The organism is Methylobacterium sp. W2 (assembly GCF_020662345.1).
Taxonomy (GTDB): domain Bacteria; phylum Pseudomonadota; class Alphaproteobacteria; order Rhizobiales; family Beijerinckiaceae; genus Methylobacterium.
The window spans coordinates 1-20432 of sequence record NZ_VMOA01000034.1; the positions used below are offsets into that span (position 1 = coordinate 1).

The following is a 20432-nucleotide window of genomic DNA, read 5'->3' on the forward strand; positions in this document are numbered from 1 at the left end:
CGACCCCATATGGCTCTGGGCGGCTTGACGCCCCGAGCCTTCGCCAACCAAGCTGTCACTGCCCGAGAACTTGCATAGGCCGTGGACCACAAACGGGGTCAACTCCAGACCGACGATGCACTAACTTTGAACCTGGGCCGCCGAATGGGGGCAGGCCACCCGCAAAGGGAGATCTCCAGCAGCTCCTCACGGAGTATCGCAGGATTGAGGATGCCATCATTGATGTACGAGCCGGTCGGCTGACCCGCAACGACAAATACCCCGGGCGTGATGATGAGGCCTGAATCCCCGGCATTCAGCGTCGAAGTCGTTTCCGACGTTGGAGACATCCTGTCGGAGCAACGCTCGCCGACCCCCGCGGAAATACTGCCGTCCGAACTCGCGTCCATCGTCCATGCGTACCAGCGCGCGATTAAGGCCGGCTCGATGGTGCGGGCCTACATGAGCAACCCACTTATCTTCTAGGAATGGTATTGGCGGTACAAATTCCGCGGATAGCCCTAAGGTTCATGCAAGAATCGGTCAGAGGACCCGTAAGAGCGTCGTGCTGAAACAGCCTTTGGCTTTGGACGGGAATAAGCCCCGCGATCCCGAAGGCCGCGAGGCTTAGAAGAAAGTCTACTTCGACATGCCGCTGGAGCTGGTGCCCCCGCCGCTGCTATGACCACTCATTGGGGCTCCGCCAGGCGCTGCAGCACCACCGGCAGCACCAGGAGCCATGGTCGAGGCGGGGGCCTCCATCGCCACACCGGATGCCGATCCCGTCGAGCGCTCCATGCCCTTCTCGCTATTGCTTTTTACGCTGCCGGGATTGTTCATGTTTCCCTCAGCGCTGCCACCCCCGGCTGCAGTCTGAGCAAGCGCCGCGCCAGTAAGAGCGAGGGTAAGCGAAGCCGCCAAAGTGAATGCCTGGATCGTCATGTCCGTTTCTCCCGATTGATCCTGATCGGGAGCCAAACGCGACAGTGATCAAATTCGTTCAATCGCCTCCGTGTATCCACAGTACACTGTTCAATTTGCGGAGCGGGCAATACGGAGATTTTTCTTCTCTTCTGAAATGCGCCATGCCAACCCAAGGCAGGTACCGTTTCTCCTAACCCGATCCACTAGCTCCAACTCTCTGCGGCGGTTCGGTTTGGACCCAGCGAAGATGCTAGTGATCGCCCTCTGGGAAGATGACAGCTGCTGCCAACATATCACCAGCAGGCGCGGGGAAGGCGGCGCTTCCATCTTTCCGCACGGGGCAAGATCGCGGCTTCAGCTCGCGCCCCGCGGGGGGGAATTGCTAGCGCTGCTGGTTCTGATGTCGGGCTAATTGTGCTCGGCCGAGCAGCTGCCCGCGAAAGGGGCGTCACGGCCTCTTCGGTGGGTACCACTTTCCGAGGCCTGCTTTTAGGCTTCGGAGCATCCTCGAATACCTCAGACGACGGGACGCGACGAATATGAACGGGGGACGGCTCAGAAACAGCCGCAGCCTCGTGCTCAGCTTCCGTCGGCTCCCAAACCATAAGGCTCGGCAGGATGCGCCGAGGTGTCTCAGTCTTACGGGCGTCAGAGAACGCTGTGGGACGCGCGAAGACAGCGGAAGCCGCCATCGAAGAGCTCGCGATGCTCCTCACCCTGTTCGCATCTCGTGGAGGCTTAGCAGGGATGAAGGAACGACCTGTGGTGGTGCTTTGCCGAACTTCGACGGTGAATGACCGCCGTTCCTGTTTACGCACTATGCTCTCGCTATCAGGTGGTTATTGAAAGGAAGTTGAGGCCGAGTTGGGTTGAGTCCCATAACGCATACTGAAACAACTTCGTCTATGAAGGCGATATGAGACATGGGGATGCACTCGACCGCTGCAGGAATAGATACAGCCACGTCAGGCGTTGCGTCGGACATAGATCAGATGGTCCCTGAACCGAGCCATGGGTTAGAGCGGCCTCACCGACGCCCCTCTCCCTCTGTTTCTATGGTCTATCCGCAGCAAAAGAACACGAGGTGAACAAATACTCCGCAAGCCTCTGCTGTCACGCTAACCGAAAGGTTGTATATCCTACCAAAATGACGGTAGCCGGAAACCATCTGCGCCAATAAATGTTGAGCGTGCTCGCGAGCAGCCTGTCTGCCCGTCAGCGAACCGGCGCTGTGGCCAGCATTTCCCTTATGAATGATAATACACTCAACAATTGGCAGCTCCGCAGCGACGTTGGTAATGCCCTGCCTTTTAGGGACGGCGTCGACCGCGCCATGGCCAAGGCTTTCCCCCATAGAGGACGCTTTCCCGGAGCGCATTGCGAAGGCTCTGCAGGCGCTAGAGGCAGCAATGAGAGAGGGTTTAACAAGCGGGCCTACGTTACGGAGCAAGGCAGGCGGCACCGCCCGGAATGCGGCGCATGTCAATTCGGACCCGCTCGGTCCAATGACCGATCTGACCACTGCGACGTTCCTTCCCCACCATGTCCGCCATGGTTTGCGGCACCCTACCGAGCCTGGGATTAGGCCGTAAAACTATCTGCTCACCAGGCAATACGAAGGGATGTGCGTCTGAGCATGTCGCCGAATGTCGGCATAGTAGAATGTGATCGTTTTCCGGACAACAGAAAGCCAGTCATAGTTTCCCGACAGAAACAGGGCCGCTTGGAGCTGTACATGGAGCCCAACTTGGAAGCGTCGGGAAAACAGTCAGATACCCGACATATCGCTCAGGTTGCTATCGACCCTTAGCGTGCGCTGGGAAGGTCCGCTTTCAGGCTTGTCGACACTGGTTAGGTCTTCGGCGGCGCCTCGACCCCGGAGAAGAGCTGAACGGCGTCCGGCAGTCGCTTGCCGCGGACTTCGACTGCCGAGGCGGCCCGATCCAATTCGGCGAATTCCTCGGTGCTTAGACGGACACTGGAGGCGCCGACGTTCTCCAGCATGTGCGCCATCTGCGTCGCGCCGGGGATCGGCACGATCCAGGGCTTGCGCGTCAGGAGCCAAGCCAGGGCAACCTGCGCAGGGGTGGCTCGCTTCCCTTCGGCCCACTGCCGCAGCAGGGCGACGAGACCCAGGTTGTGGGGCAAGTTCTCCGGTGAGAACCGCGTCTCGCTCCCGCGGATGTCACCCGCGGCGAAGCGCGTGCGTTCGTCGACCGCACCCGTCAGGAACCCCACGCCGAGCGGGCTCCAGGGCACGAACCCGATGCCCAGTTCCTGGCACAGCGGGATCACGTCCTGCTCCGGCCCACGCCACAGCATCGAGTATTCGTTCTGGACGGCGGCGAGCGGGAGCTCCGCATGGGCGCGGCGAAGGGTCTGCAAGCCCATCTCCGACAGGCCCCAGTGCAGGACCTTGCCTTCCTTCACGAGGTCGCGGACCGCGCCTGCAACGTCCTCTATGGGCACCTGCGGATCGACGCGGTGCTGGTAGAGGAGATCGATGCGGTCGGTATGCAGACGCCCGAGCATCCCCTCGACGGCCTGCCTGATATGGGCGGGCCGGCTGTTGAGGCCGCGGCGCCGCTCGCCGGTCTTCAGGTCGATGTTGCAGCCGAACTTGGAGGCGATGACGACCTTATCCCGGAAGGGCGCGACCCCCTCGCCGTGGATGCGCTCGACCTCGTGGGGGCCGTAAGCCTCGGCGGCGTCGTAGAAGGTCACCCCGTGGTCGAAGGCCGACTGGATGATGTTGTGCATCTCGGGCCGGCTTGGGACCGTCGTCTGGTAAGTGCGGCTCATGTTCTGGACGCCCAGGCCGAGGCTGGAAACTTCCAGCGATCCGAGCTTGCGGCGTCCCGTCAGCCCGGCTTCCGGCGAGGGCGCGGCGATGGCCTTCCCCGATACCGGACCGGACCCGAGGCCGGTCGCGACGGCGGCGAGGTCACGGACCGATGCTAGGAGGGTCCGACGTACGGGATCGAACGTGGGCTGCGGCGGGGATGGCTGGTTCATGTTCCGTGGGTCCGTGACGGGGGCGAAGCTGACGACGGCCGCCCCATCCGTCGGGGCAGCGTTGGCGCGAACTTTTTCGGCTGCACCGGGGACGGCATTAGGGGATGCCTCAGCCGGGCTTGATCGACCCGAGCCAGCCACGGACCTTGTTGAGGGTTCGGCGCTCCTGGTCGGCTTCCATCGAGAAAGGCTCGGCCACCATGGCGCCCGACGCATGCGCGCGGATCACCGCCATGCTGTCGCCGAGCCCGTAGCCGCCATGGGTGATGATCGGCCGAAGCGTCCTGCCTTTGAGATCGTGCGAGCGCAGAAAGGAGCGGATCACCGGCGGCGCCGTCGTTCCCCAGATGGGCAGGCCGAGGAAGACGGTATCGTAGGCCGCGATGTCCGGTACCGTCGCGGCCAACGGAGGCTCGTACCGTCGTTCCGTCTCCCGTTGGGCCTGCGCGACGGTCTCCTCGTAATCCTCGGGATAGGGCTGCGCCGGCCGGATCTCGAACAGGTCGGCCTTCAGGTCGCGCTGCACCGTGCCGGCAATCACCTTGGTGTTTCCCGAGCGGGTGAAGAAGGCGACCAGTACCCTCGATCCCGACGGCATTGGACTGGCGCCGGCATCGGCGACGGCCTGCGCCGTTGCCCAGGGAAGGACCGCGGAGGCCGCCAGCGTGGCCCGTCTGGTGAGATCGCTCATCGCTCGCCTCAGCGGTTGACCAAGCCCTGATGCGAGGCCGGGTAGCGGTCGCCCTGCACCTGGATTGTCGCCAGCGCCTGCTCGATGCGACCGAGCTCGTCCTGGTTCAGGTCAATCGATGCCGCCCCGAGGTTCTCCTCCAGACGGTGCAGCTTCGTCGTGCCAGGGATCGGCACGATCCAGGGCTTCCGTGCGAGGAGCCAGGCGAGTGCGATCTGGGCGGGGGTCACACCCTTGTAGGCGGCCGTCGCCTTCACGGCATCGACTAGCGCCTGGTTCGCCTTCATCGCTTCGGGCGAGAACCGCGGCACGACGCTGCGGAAGTCTCCCTCGCCGAACGTGGCGGTCGCATCGAGCTTCCCGGTGAGGAAACCCTTGCCCAACGGGGCGAAGGGCACGAAGCCGATGCCGAGTTCTTCGAGCAGGGGCAGGATCTCGGCCTCTGGTTCCCGCCACCACAGGGAGTATTCGCTCTGCAGGGCCGCGACAGGCTGCACGGCGTGCGCGCGACGGATCGCGGCGGGTCCCGCCTCCGACAGGCCGAAGTGGCGGACCTTGCCGGCCGCGATCAGGTCCCTCACGGTTCCCGCAACGTCCTCCATCGGTACGTTCGGGTCGACCCGGTGCTGGTAGAACAAGTCGATGGTGTCGGTCCGCAGGCGCCCCAAGGCCTCGTCGCAGACCTGACGGATGCGCTCAGGCCGACTGTCGAGCCCGTTGGTCGGAACGCCGTCCTTGAAGCCGAACTTGGTGGCGATGACCACCTGATCACGCATCGGTTCGAGTGCCTCGCCCACGACTTCCTCGTTGAGCCCGGGTCCGTAGGCCTCGGCCGTGTCGAAGAAGGTCACTCCGCGCTCGACGGCGGCACGGATCAGCGTGACGGCCTCCTGCCGGTCTGTGGCGGGGCCGTAGCCGAAGCTCAGGCCCATGCAGCCGAGGCCGAGGGCGGAGACTTCAAGGCCATTGCTTCCAAGCGTTCGTTTTTGCATCCGGGATCTCCGTCTGGGTGGATCGGGCTTGGGGCTCAGCGGTAGGAGAACTGCAGGACGGCGGGCGGAAGCCGCTCGCCCTGGATGGGGATGGCGGAGGCGGACGCCTCGATCTCGGCCATGTCCTCGGGCCTGAGCACGACCCCGGCGGCGCCGAGGTTCTCCTCGACCCGGTCGAGCCGGCGCGTGCCGGGAATGGGTACGATGAAGGGCTTTCGGGATAGCAACCACGCCAGCGCGATCTGGGCGGGCGTCGCCCCCTTGGCCTCGGCGAAGCGTTTCAGGAGATCGACCAGCGCCTGGTTGGCCGCCTTCGCCTCAGGGGTGAAGCGGGGGGAGTTCGCGCGGAAGTCGCCCGCCACGTGGGTCGCTCCCGGGTCGACCTTGCCGGTCAGGAAGCCCGCGCCGAGGGGGCTCCAGGGCACGAAGCCGATGCCGAGCTCCTCGCAGAGCGGCAGGATCTCCGGTTCAGGGTCGCGGGTCCAAAGCGAATACTCGCTCTGGATGGCGACCACCGGCTGGACGGCGTGGGCCCGACGAACCGTCTGCGCGCCGGGCTCGGAGAGGCCAAAATGCTTGACCTTGCCCTGGACGATCAACTCCTTCACCGCGCCTGCGACGTCCTCGATGGGCACCTCCGGGTCGACGCGGTGCTGGTACAGGAGGTCGATGCTCTCAACCCTCAGGCGCTTGAGCATGCCCTCGACGGCCCGCTTCACGTGGGCCGACTTGCTGTTCAGCCCAGGGCGGCGCTCGCCGGTCTCCGGGTCGATGTTCCAGCCGAACTTGGTCGCGATGGTCACCGAATTCCGCACAGGTGCCAGCGCCTCGCCGACCAGCTCTTCGTTGGTGAGCGGGCCATACGCCTCGGCGGTGTCGAAGTGGGTCACGCCGCGCTCATGCGCACCACGAATGATGCGGATCGCCTCTGAGCGCTCGGGCGAAGCTCCGTAGAAGCTAGCGAAGCTCATCGTGCCGTAGCCGATCTCGGAGACGGTGAGAGGACCGAGCTTGCGAGTTTTCATGATCGTGCCTTCGGTAGAGGGAGGAGCGCCTGAGAGGTCGGGCCCCGTGCAGGACGGCAAGGTAAGCCTTGCGCGATCCTGCGATTAGGTGGCCAAATCCGCATGAGGCTATGAAAAGGTTTCATGAATGGCGCGTGAGAACCTGAACGACCTCATGGCGTTCGTAGCGGTGGCGCGTGAGCGCAGCTTCACCCGGGCGGCGGCGCAGCTCGGCGTGTCGCAATCGGCGCTGAGCCACAGCATGAAAGGCCTTGAAGCTCGGCTGGGCCTGCGGCTCCTGACCCGTACCACTCGCAGCGTCTCGCCGACGGAGGCCGGCGAGCGCCTGCTGCGTACGGTGACGCCGAAGGTGGAGGAAATTCATGCCGCGCTCGCCGCCCTGACCGAGATGCGCGAGAAGCCGGCTGGCACTGTCCGGATCACGGCCGGCGAGCATGCGGCCGAGAGTATCCTGATGCCGGCGCTGGAACGCCTGCTACCGGACTATCCCGACATCCAAGTCGAGGTCATCTCCGACAACGGCCTGACGAACATCGTCAGTGAGCGCTACGACGCGGGCGTGCGGCTTAGCGAGCAGGTCGAGAAGGACATGGTGGCAGTTTGCATCGGACCCGAGATGCGCATGGCGGTGGTCGGCGCGCCCGACTACCTCGCGGATCGGAAGAAGCCGCTCACCCCACAGGACCTGACCGAGCATCGCTGCATCAACCTGCGCCTGCCGACGCGGGGTGGCCTCTACGCCTGGGAGTTCGAGAAGGCGGGGCGCGCGATCAACGTGCGGGTCGAAGGGCAGACGGTGTTCAACAGCACCGCCCTGATCCTGAAGGCGGCCCTGGGCGGGCTCGGTTTGGCTTACCTCGCCGAGGACAAAGCAGCGCCATACATCGCGGAAGGCAGGCTCGTACGGGTACTGGCCAACTGGTGCGCGCCGTTCCCAGGTTACCACCTCTACTACCCGAGCCGGCGCCAGCCGACGCCGGCCTTTGCCTTGCTGGTCGACGTCCTACGCTATCGGGGCTAGAACCCCCGAAATGTCTGCTTCGGGACGAAAGGCCAAGGTCCGGTTGCCACCCAGGCTGTGTAAAAACGTCGGCACTTCGCCACGCTGGAGCGCAATCTTCCATGGAAGACTGGGAAACATCAGCTCGGATGGCCGAGACAGCGACGTTTGAGAGTTTCAGGAGGAAATCCTTGTACTTGCATCAGCCCGAGACGCGTCGTCACACAGCCTCCACCCTTCTCGGACTCTGCCGCAATCAGCCGTAGGTGTCGGAAATACCGTCGGTTTACAGACGTGAGAAAAGAGAGCTGTTCTAGCAATCCCTCCTTCACAATTGGCTAGGATGTGGGTTCTCGCCTAAGGCGCCTAACGTATTCCTTCGCCTCGGTGATCGCTCATATCGATAGAGCGACTTTTGCACCTATCTCGTGATCTGTACCGAAACCGGGTCACTGCCCGGGAAACTTTCCTCCAGTGCATCATTGAGCCGGTTGTCCAAACGATCCTGACTGTTCCCCGCTAGGTTGCTGTCCGTGTTCGTTCGGGACAAATCCCCCGGCACCAGAGCAAGGCGTCTCGCCTCGGCCGCACGCCGTGCAGTGTCGTAAACGAGGTAGCCCAGCCCGCTCAGGATCAGCAGTACCGGCAGTGGGTTCGCCCGGCTCGCGTCAACGACCCGGGCGGTATTCCCATGAAGCATTCTTGCGCGCCAGGCGGAGCTCATCAAGTTGGCTGTGACGCCCGAGACGTCCAGGCGGGACTGAAGGGTATCGAGTGTCCGGTCGAGTCTGCCTCGGCTTGCCTCGACCTCACGCTCGATCTCGTCTGCTGGCTTACTCATCCGCCCATGCGCTCCGTAATGATGCCAGCATCCTGGCGGACCTGTCGCTCCGTCCTAGTAGGTTCCAGGCTAGCAAGGGAAACCTTGCTACGCCCCCACAACGCTAGGCCAAGCGCCACCACCGCGAACCCACCCCCGACAACAAGGGCTGCCATGGCTTCGGAGTGCAGTACCGTGGCCAAGCCCTTCACCAACGCGAGGATCAGCACCAGCACGCCTGTTACCGCGAGTAAGGTCGCGGAAATGAATAGGCTCAGGCCCATGGCGAGCTGATGAAGGCCTTCGCTCATCTCGGTGCGAAAGAGCGCAATTTCCTTGGAAACAACGTTATGCGTCTCGCGGATCGCATCACCAACGAGGCTGGGAAGGCTCCGAAGTTGCGGCTCGGCCATAACGCGTCTCACACGTCCTGGGTTGGGAGGACGTCAACTGGAACCATTGCATAGGAGCGCGGCACGGGCGGGATCTTTGACGCCTTAAGAAAGCGGAAGAGTACGAAACCAGCGAATGCTGCAGCAGCTACGGTCACACCAGGGTTCCGACGGACGGTGGCTTCAACCTCGCCATAGATTTCGCCGAACGTGCGCTGGTCGATCTTTTCGGAAAGCTCCTGAATTCCATCGGCGGCGCTGTCGAAAAAGGCCTTCACGTGCTGGTGGCTCCCGAAGTCGGCACTACTCGCGCGTATGGCCTCAGCAACATCTGACACGACGCGGGATACATCAGCCTTACGCTTCTCGGTATAGCTCTCCGCTTGTTCTCGGATTGAGCCGGTGAAACCGCCTAACGTGCCGACCTCACGTTCTGCGGAGCCTGACGGAAGGTCATTAAAAATCTTGCTCATTCCGGCTCTCCACCGCACTGTTATGTTCGCGAGGCGCTACGGAAAACTGTAGGGTTGGCATAGGGTTCCGTATCTTTGGACTGACGCTCGGCCATCGTCAGCGGAACGGCGACGCTCACCCGTAACCCATCCGGATCAAACGCGATGTCGACCCTCGCACCAACTTGCAGCGTAAGCACGCGATTGAGCAGCTTCGAGCCGAAGCCCTCACGCGTCGGTAGGGCGGTGGGTGGGCCGTCGTGCTCGTTCCAGGTCCAGTGAAGGACTTGGCCGCTTGGGCATTCCTCGACAGACCAGGCAACCTCCAGCCAACCGCGGGGGTCGCCAAGCGCTCCATGGCGGAGTGCGTTCGACGTCAATTCATGTAGCGCCATACCAATAGGTACCGCGAGCTCGGAGAAGAGGAGGACTGGAGGCCCCTGGAGCCTCACACGCTGTCGTCCCGGTTCGTCGTAAGCCTGCAGCTCATCTCGCAACAGCTCTTCAAAACCCACCACCTGATCCGTATCCTCGGTGATCAGTGCATGAGTCTTGGCGAGCGAGGCGATCCGGCCCGAAAAGGCACGTGTGAACTCGGCGATGGAAGGGGAGGAGCGCACGGTTGCATTTAGCACCGCCTGCACCGTGGCTAGCGTGTTCTTTACCCTGTGATGCAGCTCGCGGACCATCAATCCTTGCTGGTCCTCGGCGGCGCGGCGTCGAGTGACGTCACGCTGTGCGGAGATCCATCGCGATATGTCGCCATTCGCCTCGCGCACGGGCGTTATCAACCATTCGACCATGTAGGTCGTACCGTCTTTGCGATAATTGAGCGCCTCACCCTGAAATCCGTCGCCTCTTACGAGCGCTGCGCGCATTTGATCGAGTACGGCACGCTCCGTCTTTGGGCCTTGGAGCAGACGGGGTGTAAGTCCTAGAACCTCGCATGCTGTGTAACCCGTCATACGCATGAAGGCCGGATTGACGTATTCGATGCGCGGTCCCGGCTCGTCGAGCTCCGCCGACGTAATAAGGATTGCCTCTCCTGACGCCTCGACTGCCGCCAGGAGTACCCCCAGATCAGGCCGGTTCAGCTCCCCACCACCATATCCGTCCAAGGCGTATCTCCAGCGGGAAGCGGAAGGACATCCCGGCACCGCGCCCGGATCCCGTCAACGAGCTCGCCCGTCAACTATCGGACGTGGTCGGTAGTTGCCGTTTGGTCATGAATCCCCTGTGTTCAAATTCCGCCATACCAACGCTCACTTGCCGACCCGAATGATCCGCCAGCTTAATTTGGGCAACCAGACAGGGTAGCCCTTGCCCTCCATGGATGGAGTTGAGGAGCCGAACGATGCAATTATCGTAGAGAGGCTCAGCATCGCTATTTCCTCGCAATCGCCAGGAATACGGGTAGGAACTGCATCATCGAACTGTGCCGGTTCCCATCTCGGCGCGTTGCTCGGGCCCGCGCCTGAGCAACGGTCATCCAACGCACCGGCGCAGGCGAAGACGGGATCGACATGACCAAGCACCTCGTCGCGCGCGCTAATTTCCTGGTTTTCACCGTGCTACTCGCCATTCTGGCTTTGGTCGGCGGCGTGACTTGGGAGCGGCTGGGTGCCTCCCGCGAGGCACGTGAATGGTCGCAGCATAGCTACCGCGTACTCGCCACGATGAAGGATCTCGCCATCGCCCTTCGCGACGCGGAGACCGGTCAGCGTGGCTTCCTCCTCACCAGCAAGGACGATTATCTGGCACCCTACAACGAGGCCCGCGATCGCGTCGGGGGGCTACAGGGAGAATTACAAAAGCTCACCGTCGACAACCCCGCACAACAGCGACGGCTCCGCGATCTGTCCCCAGTGATCCAGCACAAGCTGGAAGAGCTCGCACAGACCGTGCAGCTACGTCGGGACGTCGGATTTGAGGCGGCGCTGCGCCTCGTCAACACCGATGCGGGTCGCGATTATCAGAAGTAGGCTGAGACTACCCTGGCGGCCATGCTTGGAGAAGAACAGGGCTTGTTGGACAGGCGTTTGGGAGAAAACGATGCCCGCGCAGCCTGGGTCCGTTGGCTGGTGCTTGGTGGCGCGGTTCTTGCTGCGGTCGTCTTGCTACTCGCGGCACGCCTCCTGAACCAAGCTTGGTCGCGCTCGTACCAGATCGAAGCCGAGCAGCGTACGCTAGCCCTGCGTCTACGCGCTTCCCTTGATAGCCTCAGCCAGGGCATTGCGGTGTTCGGGGCCGACCGACAGATGACGAACTGGAATCATTGCTTCCAGGTCTTGCTCGACATCCCCAAAGCGATGCTGCGTCCCGGTACGCCCTACGCCGCCTTCGTCGAGCACACCGCCGATGCCGGTCGTCCCGCCCTGGAAAGTGAGGACCAGATCCGCCACGGCCGAAGCGTCTCCGGAGAGCCGGTGGTGTACGAGCGTATTCGCGGCGATGAGCACCACATTGAGCTTCGCCGTACGCCGATGCCTGATGGTGGCTTCGTGGTGACGGTAACCGACATGACCAAGCGCGCCCAGGCCGAGGGTGTGCTCCGCGAGGCGCAGAAAATGCAGGCCATCGGCCAGCTGACTGGGGGCATCGCACATGACTTCAACAACCTTTTACAGGTGATCCTCGGCAATTTGGAATTCGTCCGATCCAAGCTCGGCGATGAAGATGCCAAGCTCCAGACTCGGATCGAGAGGGCCGCCTGGGCTGCCCAGCGTGGGGCGACACTTACCGGTCAACTTCTTGCCTTTGCGCGCAAGCAGCCCTTGGCCCCTACGCCCATCGACTTGGCAGCCACGATGCCCGACCTCGTACCATTACTCCGGCGTACCCTCGGAGAGCACATTGAAGTCCGCTACGTCGAAAGCGCCGGCCTTTGGCCGGCAATGGCGGACCCAGCACAATTAGAAAGCGCGGTTCTGAACCTTGCATTGAATGCCCGGGACGCCATGCCAGGCGGAGGACGCTTGACCATTGAGCTCGGCAATAAGGTTCTGGACCGGGAATATGCTCAACACCATTCAGAAGTTACGCCAGGCGACTATGCCATGCTGGCCGTCTCCGACACCGGCCACGGCATGACGCCCGAGGTCGTGAAGCGGGTGTTCGAGCCATTCTTCACGACCAAGCCCGACGGCAAGGGCACCGGCCTCGGACTGGCGATGGTGTTCGGCTTCGTGAAGCAGTCCGGCGGGCACGTAAAGATCTATTCTGAGCCCGGCGAGGGTACGACAGTGAAGATCTACCTGCCGCGGGCGGTGGGCGTTGTCTCGGTTGCCGGACAGCGTTCCGTGGCCCCGATCGAACTGCCCCGCGGCAATGCCACGGTGCTCGTTGTCGAAGACGAGCCGGCGGTGCGCGAGATCGCCTGCGCAATCCTGTCCGACCTTGGCTACCGTGTCCTAGAGGCTGCCGATGGGGAGGAGGCTCTCCGGGTGTTCGGCGCCAACACGGCTGCCGTCGATCTGCTGCTGACTGACGTGGTGCTCCCCGGTAAGGTGCGTGGTCGAGAACTTGCCGAACGCATCACCGAAATGCGTCCCGAGGTGAGAATTCTCTACATGTCGGGCTACACCGAGAACTCCATCGTCCATCACGGCCGCCTGGACGATGGCGTCCGCCTGATTGGTAAGCCGTTCAAGCGTGAGCATTTAGCCGTCAAGGTAGCCGAGGCTCTCGGCCACTCCATTCCACCTGCGTTTGAAGACGGAAACATCGTCGTCCTGCGACCGCGTTCTTGAGCTGATCGTTACGTCACATTTTCATTCCCGGAGATCCCACGCGACGACATAGGCGCAATCCAACGGAGTGGTCTTTGTGCAGCTGAAACGGCAGCAATCGCGTGGTAAGCGGGTGCGCGCATTGGCTCAGCTCAGGCTTGCGCTTGAGAGAGAGCTATCCGAAACGTCTGCTGTGAGCGAGCCATTTGCGGGAGACCTCCATGCGCTACCCTGCCTCAACCCTGGCCGCAGCAATCCTTTCCGCGGGCCTGAGCGTCACGGTCACGTCGGTTGACGCGGCTGAGGACGTCCACGTCCGGCGGGGACACACCTACGTGCAGGTTCATTGTGCTCGCTGCCACGCAGTTGGTCGCATAGGCGAAAGTCCGCTTGCCGAGGCACCTCGGTTCCGCGACCTCCATACTCGCTATCCGGTGACCGATCTTGCAGAGTCCCTAGCAGAAGGTATCAGAACGGGTCATCCTAGCATGCCAGAATTCAAGCTCGATCCCAACCAAGTCGAGGACGTGATCCGATACCTTACAAGCCTAGAAAGGTGAGATGAGCCCCTTACACCGTTTGCGCGCCTACGGCACTTTGTTAACCAATCGTTAACCATAACAACTGAGCCCGCCTGCAAGAGGTGGGCGGTATGATGACTCAAGTGGCACAGGACGGTCTCGCTGCTTTAGGAAGCCTCATTGCTAGAGGTGAGGACCGAAGGATCAATGCGATGATTCATATCGCATTTCTTGAGGCCGAAGACCAAAACCCCCACGAGGCCCGCGCTGACCTGATGGACATCGAGAAGTTTCTGAAAACGATGCGGACGCAACGCGCTCTCCTGATCGCAAGCATCCATCACAACGATACGGCCAAGGGTGAAGCTAACGCACTTCAATCCGCGGCTTAAGGCCTGAAGCGGGACTTGTAGAATGGCCTGTACGGCTCATCGTGAAACGCGGTCATTGTAAAGAAGGCCCTAGACCGGAGAGTAGCTCCGCTTTGAAGCTGCCTACCGTCCATGGCACGGTGCCAACCATGCCTCACGATCAACCGACGTCCCTCAGGGTCCAGGCCGAAGCGATTGGCGTAAGGCCATGCGAATGGGCTTGGACCATCTACTGCGGCACTGATCGGTTCCTGATTGCTCGTTCTCGCCCGGAATTCTCGAACCGCGCAAATGCCCTGGAAGCGGGTGGCACGGCTGCGGCCGAGGTCGCCCGGCGGTTGGGCATTCTTCACATAGAACAAGATGCCGATTGATCGTCATCCGGCTCGCTAGGCGGCCGTGCAAATGCTCCGTGCGCGGAGCGCTGCTTCACCCCATCCGCCCCGCCGCTCGCTCCTCGCCCACATAGCCGATGTACCATTCGAGGTGCCCAGCGACCTCCTGGTCCAGGCGATCAGGTGATGCCTTCAGCGCCTCGGCCATGGCGTTCACGGTGCCGTACGGTGCGCAGACCTCGACGAGGTAGAGGTTGATCTCCTCGTTCAGTTGCTCCTCCGACATGTTGTCGAAGCGGTTGGCCTTCCTTGCCTTTTCCAGCTTGCGGAGGCGGAGGTCCATCACTTTCGAGGTCATGGCTGGGTCATCTCCTCCAGGCGGGCAAGGCGCTCATGCAGATCCGTCGCCTCAATGGCGCGGACGTGGGCGTCGACGGATTTCGAGATGTCGGCGGCCTCCGACGGGGTGAGCTCGCCGGCAGCGACAGCCTGTAGGAGGGCCTGCGTGGCCTTGGGGAGGTCAGCAGTGGTCTCGATCACGGGAAGGTCGAACTGTACGGGGCGGTCCTTCCGGGCCGGCATGAGGCGGTCCAGGCACATCCTGAGGGCCTGCGTGTCGCCGTCGGTGGCGAGCTCGATGGCCTTGCGGACGATGCTCTCGGCGTCGCCCTCTAGGATGGCCTCCAGGGCAAGCGCAGATCGGCTGCGGCTGCCCTTTGGGCGGCCGGCGGCGTTCCCCGTTTGCCCTTTCTGAAATGGCTTCCCTCGACTCGTCATCGTCTACTTTCCTGCGCCGCCGCCGCTGTTTCGATCAGCGGGAGATCAGCAAACCCGGAACTCCGGCTTTCAGGTTTTCGGCCCATCATGATTACCGCATATCGGAGCTAAGTGCATCCTGAAGCAGGGGTTTGCTCGGCAAGAGGGTGGCGCCTGTCTTCGTTGGCAGGAGCTGCTTCAACCCCTCGGCCAGTCCGTGAAGGGCCGCGGCTGCGGCCTGCTGGCGGACCTCGCGGTGGTCGTCGCGGGCCTCGATGGTGACGGCGGCGATCATCGCCATTTGGCGGGCCTCTCTCACGCCTCGGGCGTAGGCGGCTTGTTCGCGTGGGCTCATCGAACTCCCTCTCTTTCTGCGGTTCCGGTGCCGTTGATTACGCCCATGATCTCGTTGGCCTTGGCGGCGGCGAGACCGAGAGAGTGGCTTGCCAGTCGGCGCACGAAATCCGCCTCTGCCGGGTAATGCCGGTCGAGGAGGTTCATCTTCTCGCGCGAAAGATTGGCCGGGCAGATGATGCATTCGATTGACGTTCCGCAGGTCGCATGGTGCGGCTGAAGCTGAATGCCTTCCTGAGCGACGAAGGCGAGAACGTCGGCATCGGTCCAGCCCCATAGCGGCAACCCGAACTCGACGTGGCCCGGCATCAATCCGCGAATGCCGGTGACGTTGGCGCCCTGATCCTGCTGGCGCTGGCCGGCGAGAAAGGCACACGGCGCGGACTGCTGTTTCAGGAACTCCACGAGAGGCCATGTGCGATGAGTGCCGCAACAGACCGACCAGGGCTGAAGGCGCGGGTACCGCCAGTCGACGCCTTCCAAATGCTCCAGGGGGATCAGATCGGCCGGGGCGCCATGCTCGGCCCAATGATCCATGAGCGGGCGTTGAGGTTGAACCTTGATGAGGCTGAACCTTTCGCGGTGTGATTGAACGAAGTCGCTCATGTGCGGGGCCATGTGGCCGGTATCGCACCAAAGCAGGGTAAGGCGATCCCCCCAAGGCTCGCATAGGTGGGCGACGGTCAGGCTGTCTTTGCCACCGGAGAACGCGAGGAACACGCGCTCGTGGCGGGCGAAGATGCCGGCGAGAGCTTCGCGAGATGTGGCCGCTAGAGTGTCGAGACCTTGGGTCATACTCGCCACCCCGCGAGGCCGGTCCACGCCTCCGTTAAGACTGCCTCTCGATGGCCGGCCTTGGCTGGGCTCGAAGCCTGCTCACGGATGAAGACGAGCGCGTAGTCTAGAACCTCGATGCCGCCGATCTGGGCGAGTTCATCGCCCTTCCTGCGGATAGCCTGGTGAAAGGCGGTGGCGGCGGGGCTCGGTGCCGTGTGCGCCTCCATCGCGACGACGAGGCCGGTAAGGCTCGACAGGATCGGGGCGAGCGGTGAGCCCTGCGGCGGGGCGCAGGTGATCTCGGTCTGCATGTCGGCTCCTTTCAGGCGGATGCAGAGAGATTGGCGAAGCTGCTCAAGATCCGGCGCCAGTCGAGCGGTTCGAGGTGATGAAGCGCGCGGCTCGCGGGCTCTAAGGCGGCGGTGTCGGTCTCGGCCTGCGCGAGGAGCTGGCAGAGGGCGGCGGCGCGGGGACCGGCATAGACCTTCGACAAGGCTCGCAAGGCGCGAAGCTGTGCTCGGCGCTCGGCTTCGGGAAGACCCGGCGCGAAAGGCCCCCAGGCGTCGGCGGCGGGGATCATCGACCGAACTCCCAGACTGGGATGCCCTGATAGCTTCCTACCTTCCTGCGGAATGTGGTTCGCTCGAATGCGATCGTATCGGCCGTGATGGCGCGGACATGGCCGGCGGTGAGTAGGAGGGCGCCGCAATGATCCACTCGGATTGTCCCGCGCTCGGGATGCACGCCCCATAACTCGCTCGTCTGCCAGCCAAGGGCCTCGGCCTGGGCGCCGAACGTGTCGAGGAAGGCGAGGGCGCTAGAGTAGGTGCGGGACCAATCGGTGAGACTTAAACCCGGACATGGCGGCTGGCCCGGAGACAGCCTTGCAACCCCTTCGTGCCACTTCCGCAGCAATGGCCCCAAAACTTCCGCAGGGGGTGTTTTGTGAGAAACCTTGCGATCACAGTTACTTAGGGAAACTTCCGCAGCTTCCGCAACTTCCGCATGGGTATGGCAACCGTGCCCGCTTTGATGGTCCGCGAGCGTGTCGTGCTCCTCGCATGTCCTTGAAAAGATTGAGTAAAATCTTTCTTTCTTTCTTAATAAGGGAGTGCGAAAGTCCTGAGGCTCACGGAGCCCCCCTGCGGAAGCTGCGAAAGTTGCGGAAGTGGGGCTAAGCCTTTGATCTATTTCGCGGTTTACTTCCGCAGGCGGTTGCGGAAGTTTCTGCGGAAGTTCGGTTCCGCGTGCTTTTCTCGCTTCGGCGAGGGCTTTGAAGGGGTCGAACATGGGAAGGTCGTTCACGGATCAGCCCCCCTCTGCGGTGATGCGGTAGGTCTCGCGATAGGCTTGGCCCCCGATCTCGTTGCGGCCTGCCGGCTCCAGGCGTCCGAAGCTCACAAGCGCCTCGATGCGGGTACGCACGGTCGCTGCGTTGGTCCTGAGGTGGTTCGGGGCGCGCTTCTGAATGATGCTGGGTGAGATGAGCTTGCCGGGGCCGAAATCCTTGTCCGTCGTCAGCCACTCGGCCAGCTCGTTCTGCGCGCGGATCTCTGGGTCGAGGATCGCGTGGCCTGTGAGGCGTAGGGCCTCCTGAAGGTAGAACATGCCGATTGCCGCGGCGGCGGCCATCACATCGCCGGAGATGTCTCCGCGGGACCGGATAATGGTCGGATCTTCGAATACAGCGAGGATGCCGGCGATCCGGGCTACATTCTCGGCCATCTTAAGGGCAGCGGATCTCACGGGTATCCAGGGGCCGCCGGGCTTGCACCCGTCCTCGATAGCCTGCGCCATGGCCTGCCAGACGTGCCACGCTTCGTCATCTAGGCCGATCGTTGGCGGCTGAAGCTCGTTCCGGGCGCCGTCACGCAGGGGCAGGGGCGACCGGAGGATTTGGCCGCATCGCCGATGGAAGCCCATCAGCCTGTGATCTCCGAGCGGGTCGCTGCCCCGGATCTGCCGCTTGCCGATAGTGCTATCCGGCATAGCGACGAGGAAGCGGCCGACAAAGCCCTGGTCCTTCGCCAACTCGTCGCTAAGGAGGGATGAGGCGACCTTGGGCTGGGCGGCGAGGCTGATACCGACGCGCCGGCCGTTGAGGAAGCAATGCTCTCGCGAGCGAACGCGCTGGGCTGACCCGCTGTCCCATAGCTCGGACAAGCCGGTGATGGTTCGGGTCTTGGCGTCGTCGCCCATCCCGTGGCCGCCGAGGAACTGGCCGCCTTCTGAGGTGAAAATTCCGATACTTGCCCGGCCGTGTTGCAGGACGTTCAGTAGGCCCTCAAGGTTGGCCTCCTTCGCGCGGATGACCGGGATCAGGGGCGCAACCGGCTCAGCGAGGTCGCGCAGGTGGCTTAGACGCTCCTCGTGGGTGATCTTGCCGTCGCGCTCGATCTTCTTCTTTTCAGCCTGATAGGCGGCGTCCGTCGCCTTGTACTCGCGGGCCTCCTCATCCCACTCGGCTCTAAGCTGTGCCTCGTGCTTACTGACGGCGAGGAGGGCGAGATCGTCGCACGCGCTCTTGCGTTCGCCGCTGACCGCAACAACCAGCATGAACAGGGACAGGGGGCGAGGGGTAGGGAGCCCCTGAACCTCGACGTCGGCGAGGCCCTGGCAGGACAGCATGGCCGCGCTCAGAACCGAATGAGCGCACATCGACCGGGGGGCCTGGATGTGTTCTTCCAACGCCTCGACGGCGCTCTTCATCAAGGGCGGGAGGGCATGGACTGGGAACACGGTCTCGGCGCTGAGGGCCGGCGCAATCTCAAGATGGTCCCTATCCACCGCCTGCGGGTAAGGCCCTCTGCCCGCCTTCCCTTCTGGAGGCGGCGTGAATGATCGACGATGCACTCGGCTGGTGTCTTCGGCAGAGGAATGGTTCATTCCCATGTCGTTGCGCCCTCCATCACCACGTCGTTGAGGTCGGTGCCGATTTTCGGGGTGATGATTTCCACGGATCGGCCGGCGCGGTGCCAGCGGGCGCCCACGTCGTTGCAGGCGCGATCCGAGGCGCCGGTCTCGTCGTTTTCTCCGAGGACTTGCAGTCGTTCGATGCCGTCGAGCACTCGAAACGCTGCAATGCCTGTCGTGCTACCGAGTGCCCATGTCGGCGTAATGCCGAGCTGGCGGGCGGCAAGGCACGTCTCAATCCCTTCGCCGATGGCGAGGGCCGTCGTTACCGTCTGGTCCGCATCAAGCTTGATGGCGCAGCCACCTACAGGTCCGAGCATTTTCCTGCCGACCTTCTTGCCCTCGTGGGTGAGAGCTGTGCGGTGGATGGCGCGGGGCTCGTCCGTGATGATGTCGCGGAACAGCGTCACCATTGCCGGGGCGGTCCCGGTGTCCCACGGGCAGGATCGGTGAAAGCGAATAGTCTCGCCCGAGATCTCCCCGGGAAGCGCTAAGCGCCGGCTCGCGAGGTAGGCTTCCACGATGGTCCCGGCGGGCGATTGGCTGGCGTTCCAGATGGCGAGGGCTCGCCGTTGCCTTGCTGCAGTCTCAGCCTCCTCCGCCTGTCTGGCCTCTTCCTGAGCCCTGCGGCGCGCGGCCATAGCCTCGGGATCGGGGGCATGGGAGCCGGCTCGCCACCGGTCTGACGACAGACCAAGCGCGTCGGCGACATAGTCTCGGCAATCTCGGAAGTCGTCGCCGGCATGGCTGTAGACCACGAACCCGTCCGGCCCAGCCGAGAGGCGGATGGACAGGCTCTTGTCCTTGTGGGAGTGCCCCGGACCTGGAGCGAGCACCTGATTTCCGCTGACTTTCCCACCTGGGACGGCGCGGGCGATTTCTATGAGGGTGGGGCCGTTCATGCAGCGCCCCCCTCGTGGAGGGGACCGCCCGGCAGGCGCATGGCCTTCTGAATGTGGGCCTCCTGCTTGAGCAGGAAGGGGTTGCTGGCGGCCTTCCGGTTCCAAAGGGCGGCGACCATCGCCTCGGGCGCGTCGTCGCCAGTCTCGTCGGCCGGACCCAACGTGTGGATGCGGAGCCGGACACCGGGCGCCAAGTTCTTGATGATGACGAACAAGGCGTCGGCCTGGCTCGGGACGAGGAGCGTCGTTCCGGTGGCTTCCTCGAACTGAGCGAGTTCGGCCTTGCTGAGCCGGCGGACGCGGTGCTGCCGATGCGGGAACCGCTCGAAGAACAGTCGGTCGGACTCGCGCATTGCGTCGGCCTCGGCCGTCATGCGCTTCATGGTGCGGGGGCGGTTCATGCCACTCTCCCCGGGTGAGAGGATGCGCCGGCGGCGGCGTCTAAATACTCGGCGGCGGCATGGATGCAGCTCGCGGCCGACCGA

Annotated in this window: 22 protein-coding genes; 5 read left to right on the top strand and 17 right to left on the bottom strand. The window is 63.1% G+C overall.

Features of this window, described 5'->3' with window-relative positions; all coding sequences use genetic code 11:
• Window positions 1–2754 precede the first annotated feature (2754 nt).
• From FPV16_RS17805 to FPV16_RS17820, 4 genes are all read right to left on the bottom strand, one after another.
• On the bottom strand, window positions 2755–3918 hold the full coding sequence (locus FPV16_RS17805) for an aldo/keto reductase (RefSeq protein ID WP_227439714.1): 1164 nt from the start codon (window positions 3916–3918) through the stop codon (window positions 2755–2757).
• A gap of 109 nt (window positions 3919–4027) precedes the next feature.
• Window positions 4028–4609, bottom strand: coding sequence for a flavodoxin (locus FPV16_RS17810; protein WP_227439715.1), 582 nt, complete (start codon window positions 4607–4609; stop codon window positions 4028–4030).
• 8 nt (window positions 4610–4617) lie between these two features.
• A complete protein-coding gene (locus FPV16_RS17815) occupies window positions 4618–5601 on the bottom strand; it encodes an aldo/keto reductase (protein WP_227439716.1) in 984 nt (327 codons plus the stop codon).
• Window positions 5602–5636: 35 nt separating this feature from the next.
• A complete protein-coding gene (locus FPV16_RS17820; RefSeq protein WP_227439717.1) occupies window positions 5637–6626 on the bottom strand; it encodes an aldo/keto reductase in 990 nt (329 codons plus the stop codon).
• A gap of 127 nt (window positions 6627–6753) precedes the next feature.
• Between FPV16_RS17820 and FPV16_RS17825 the strand changes: the two genes are divergently transcribed.
• Window positions 6754–7647, top strand: coding sequence for a LysR family transcriptional regulator (locus FPV16_RS17825; protein WP_227439718.1), 894 nt, complete (start codon window positions 6754–6756; stop codon window positions 7645–7647).
• A gap of 400 nt (window positions 7648–8047) precedes the next feature.
• Here the strand turns inward: FPV16_RS17825 and FPV16_RS17830 are convergent, their stop codons facing one another.
• The 4 genes from FPV16_RS17830 to FPV16_RS17845 are packed head-to-tail and all read right to left on the bottom strand — an operon-like array spanning window position 8048 to window position 10408.
• Complete coding sequence (locus tag FPV16_RS17830) at window positions 8048–8467, bottom strand: DUF3618 domain-containing protein (protein ID WP_227439719.1); 420 nt, start codon at window positions 8465–8467, stop codon at window positions 8048–8050.
• On the bottom strand, window positions 8464–8859 hold the full coding sequence (locus FPV16_RS17835; protein WP_227439720.1) for a phage holin family protein: 396 nt from the start codon (window positions 8857–8859) through the stop codon (window positions 8464–8466). Before FPV16_RS17835 ends, FPV16_RS17830 begins: the two co-directional genes overlap by 4 nt.
• Window positions 8860–8867: 8 nt before the next feature.
• Window positions 8868–9311: a hypothetical protein gene (locus FPV16_RS17840; protein ID WP_227439721.1), complete on the bottom strand. Its 444-nt coding sequence runs from the start codon at window positions 9309–9311 to the stop codon at window positions 8868–8870.
• Window positions 9312–9331: 20 nt separating this feature from the next.
• Window positions 9332–10408 (bottom strand): HWE histidine kinase domain-containing protein, encoded by a 1077-nt coding sequence (locus FPV16_RS17845; protein ID WP_227439722.1) that lies wholly within the window; start codon window positions 10406–10408, stop codon window positions 9332–9334.
• 405 nt (window positions 10409–10813) lie between these two features.
• Between FPV16_RS17845 and FPV16_RS17850 the strand changes: the two genes are divergently transcribed.
• From FPV16_RS17850 to FPV16_RS17865, 4 genes are all read left to right on the top strand, one after another.
• Window positions 10814–11272, top strand: a complete 459-nt coding sequence (locus FPV16_RS17850; protein ID WP_227439723.1) for a CHASE3 domain-containing protein — start codon at window positions 10814–10816, stop codon at window positions 11270–11272.
• Between the two features lie 21 nt (window positions 11273–11293).
• Complete coding sequence (locus FPV16_RS17855) at window positions 11294–13039, top strand: PAS-domain containing protein (protein WP_227439724.1); 1746 nt, start codon at window positions 11294–11296, stop codon at window positions 13037–13039.
• Between the two features lie 200 nt (window positions 13040–13239).
• Entirely contained in the window at window positions 13240–13578 is a 339-nt protein-coding gene (locus FPV16_RS17860) for a c-type cytochrome (protein WP_227439725.1), read from the top strand.
• A gap of 173 nt (window positions 13579–13751) precedes the next feature.
• Window positions 13752–13931: a hypothetical protein gene (locus tag FPV16_RS17865; RefSeq protein ID WP_227439726.1), complete on the top strand. Its 180-nt coding sequence runs from the start codon at window positions 13752–13754 to the stop codon at window positions 13929–13931.
• Window positions 13932–14339: 408 nt separating this feature from the next.
• Here FPV16_RS17865 and FPV16_RS17870 read toward each other — a convergent pair whose 3' ends face one another.
• The 9 genes from FPV16_RS17870 to FPV16_RS17910 form a co-directional block, all read right to left on the bottom strand.
• Window positions 14340–14603: a hypothetical protein gene (locus tag FPV16_RS17870; protein ID WP_227439727.1), complete on the bottom strand. Its 264-nt coding sequence runs from the start codon at window positions 14601–14603 to the stop codon at window positions 14340–14342.
• A complete protein-coding gene (locus FPV16_RS17875) occupies window positions 14600–15022 on the bottom strand; it encodes a DUF5681 domain-containing protein (RefSeq protein ID WP_227439728.1) in 423 nt (140 codons plus the stop codon). Before FPV16_RS17875 ends, FPV16_RS17870 begins: the two co-directional genes overlap by 4 nt.
• Before the next feature lie 91 nt (window positions 15023–15113).
• Window positions 15114–15356 carry a hypothetical protein gene (locus tag FPV16_RS17880; protein WP_227439729.1) on the bottom strand — a complete coding sequence of 81 codons (243 nt, stop codon included), beginning with the start codon at window positions 15354–15356 and terminating at the stop codon, window positions 15114–15116.
• Window positions 15353–16075, bottom strand: a complete 723-nt coding sequence (locus FPV16_RS17885) for a phosphoadenosine phosphosulfate reductase family protein (protein ID WP_227439730.1) — start codon at window positions 16073–16075, stop codon at window positions 15353–15355. Before FPV16_RS17885 ends, FPV16_RS17880 begins: the two co-directional genes overlap by 4 nt.
• 71 nt (window positions 16076–16146) lie before the next feature.
• On the bottom strand, window positions 16147–16443 hold the full coding sequence (locus tag FPV16_RS17890) for a hypothetical protein (RefSeq protein WP_227439731.1): 297 nt from the start codon (window positions 16441–16443) through the stop codon (window positions 16147–16149).
• A gap of 11 nt (window positions 16444–16454) precedes the next feature.
• Complete coding sequence (locus tag FPV16_RS17895) at window positions 16455–16712, bottom strand: hypothetical protein (RefSeq protein WP_227439732.1); 258 nt, start codon at window positions 16710–16712, stop codon at window positions 16455–16457.
• 728 nt (window positions 16713–17440) lie between these two features.
• The gene (locus tag FPV16_RS17900) at window positions 17441–19024 is read right to left on the bottom strand and encodes a YfjI family protein (protein ID WP_319802252.1); all 1584 of its coding nucleotides are present in this window, start codon (window positions 19022–19024) and stop codon (window positions 17441–17443) included.
• Window positions 19015–19947 carry a toprim domain-containing protein gene (locus FPV16_RS17905; RefSeq protein ID WP_227439734.1) on the bottom strand — a complete coding sequence of 311 codons (933 nt, stop codon included), beginning with the start codon at window positions 19945–19947 and terminating at the stop codon, window positions 19015–19017. The genes FPV16_RS17900 and FPV16_RS17905 overlap by 10 nt, the downstream gene beginning before the upstream one ends.
• Window positions 19944–20348 (bottom strand): hypothetical protein, encoded by a 405-nt coding sequence (locus FPV16_RS17910; RefSeq protein WP_227439735.1) that lies wholly within the window; start codon window positions 20346–20348, stop codon window positions 19944–19946. The genes FPV16_RS17905 and FPV16_RS17910 overlap by 4 nt, the downstream gene beginning before the upstream one ends.
• Window positions 20349–20432 lie beyond the last annotated feature (84 nt).

Coding starts and splice junctions, on each gene's coding strand:
- FPV16_RS17805 (WP_227439714.1), bottom strand. CDS start 3,918: ATGAACCAGCCATCCCCGCCGCAGCCCACGTTCGATCCCGTACGTCGG.
- FPV16_RS17810 (WP_227439715.1), bottom strand. CDS start 4,609: ATGAGCGATCTCACCAGACGGGCCACGCTGGCGGCCTCCGCGGTCCTT.
- FPV16_RS17815 (WP_227439716.1), bottom strand. CDS start 5,601: ATGCAAAAACGAACGCTTGGAAGCAATGGCCTTGAAGTCTCCGCCCTC.
- FPV16_RS17820 (WP_227439717.1), bottom strand. CDS start 6,626: ATGAAAACTCGCAAGCTCGGTCCTCTCACCGTCTCCGAGATCGGCTAC.
- FPV16_RS17825 (WP_227439718.1), top strand. CDS start 6,754: ATGGCGCGTGAGAACCTGAACGACCTCATGGCGTTCGTAGCGGTGGCG.
- FPV16_RS17830 (WP_227439719.1), bottom strand. CDS start 8,467: ATGAGTAAGCCAGCAGACGAGATCGAGCGTGAGGTCGAGGCAAGCCGA.
- FPV16_RS17835 (WP_227439720.1), bottom strand. CDS start 8,859: ATGGCCGAGCCGCAACTTCGGAGCCTTCCCAGCCTCGTTGGTGATGCG.
- FPV16_RS17840 (WP_227439721.1), bottom strand. CDS start 9,311: ATGAGCAAGATTTTTAATGACCTTCCGTCAGGCTCCGCAGAACGTGAG.
- FPV16_RS17850 (WP_227439723.1), top strand. CDS start 10,814: ATGACCAAGCACCTCGTCGCGCGCGCTAATTTCCTGGTTTTCACCGTG.
- FPV16_RS17855 (WP_227439724.1), top strand. CDS start 11,294: ATGCTTGGAGAAGAACAGGGCTTGTTGGACAGGCGTTTGGGAGAAAAC.
- FPV16_RS17860 (WP_227439725.1), top strand. CDS start 13,240: ATGCGCTACCCTGCCTCAACCCTGGCCGCAGCAATCCTTTCCGCGGGC.
- FPV16_RS17865 (WP_227439726.1), top strand. CDS start 13,752: ATGATTCATATCGCATTTCTTGAGGCCGAAGACCAAAACCCCCACGAG.
- FPV16_RS17870 (WP_227439727.1), bottom strand. CDS start 14,603: ATGACCTCGAAAGTGATGGACCTCCGCCTCCGCAAGCTGGAAAAGGCA.
- FPV16_RS17875 (WP_227439728.1), bottom strand. CDS start 15,022: ATGACGAGTCGAGGGAAGCCATTTCAGAAAGGGCAAACGGGGAACGCC.
- FPV16_RS17880 (WP_227439729.1), bottom strand. CDS start 15,356: ATGAGCCCACGCGAACAAGCCGCCTACGCCCGAGGCGTGAGAGAGGCC.
- FPV16_RS17890 (WP_227439731.1), bottom strand. CDS start 16,443: ATGCAGACCGAGATCACCTGCGCCCCGCCGCAGGGCTCACCGCTCGCC.
- FPV16_RS17895 (WP_227439732.1), bottom strand. CDS start 16,712: ATGATCCCCGCCGCCGACGCCTGGGGGCCTTTCGCGCCGGGTCTTCCC.
- FPV16_RS17900 (WP_319802252.1), bottom strand. CDS start 19,024: ATGGGAATGAACCATTCCTCTGCCGAAGACACCAGCCGAGTGCATCGT.
- FPV16_RS17905 (WP_227439734.1), bottom strand. CDS start 19,947: ATGAACGGCCCCACCCTCATAGAAATCGCCCGCGCCGTCCCAGGTGGG.
- FPV16_RS17910 (WP_227439735.1), bottom strand. CDS start 20,348: ATGAACCGCCCCCGCACCATGAAGCGCATGACGGCCGAGGCCGACGCA.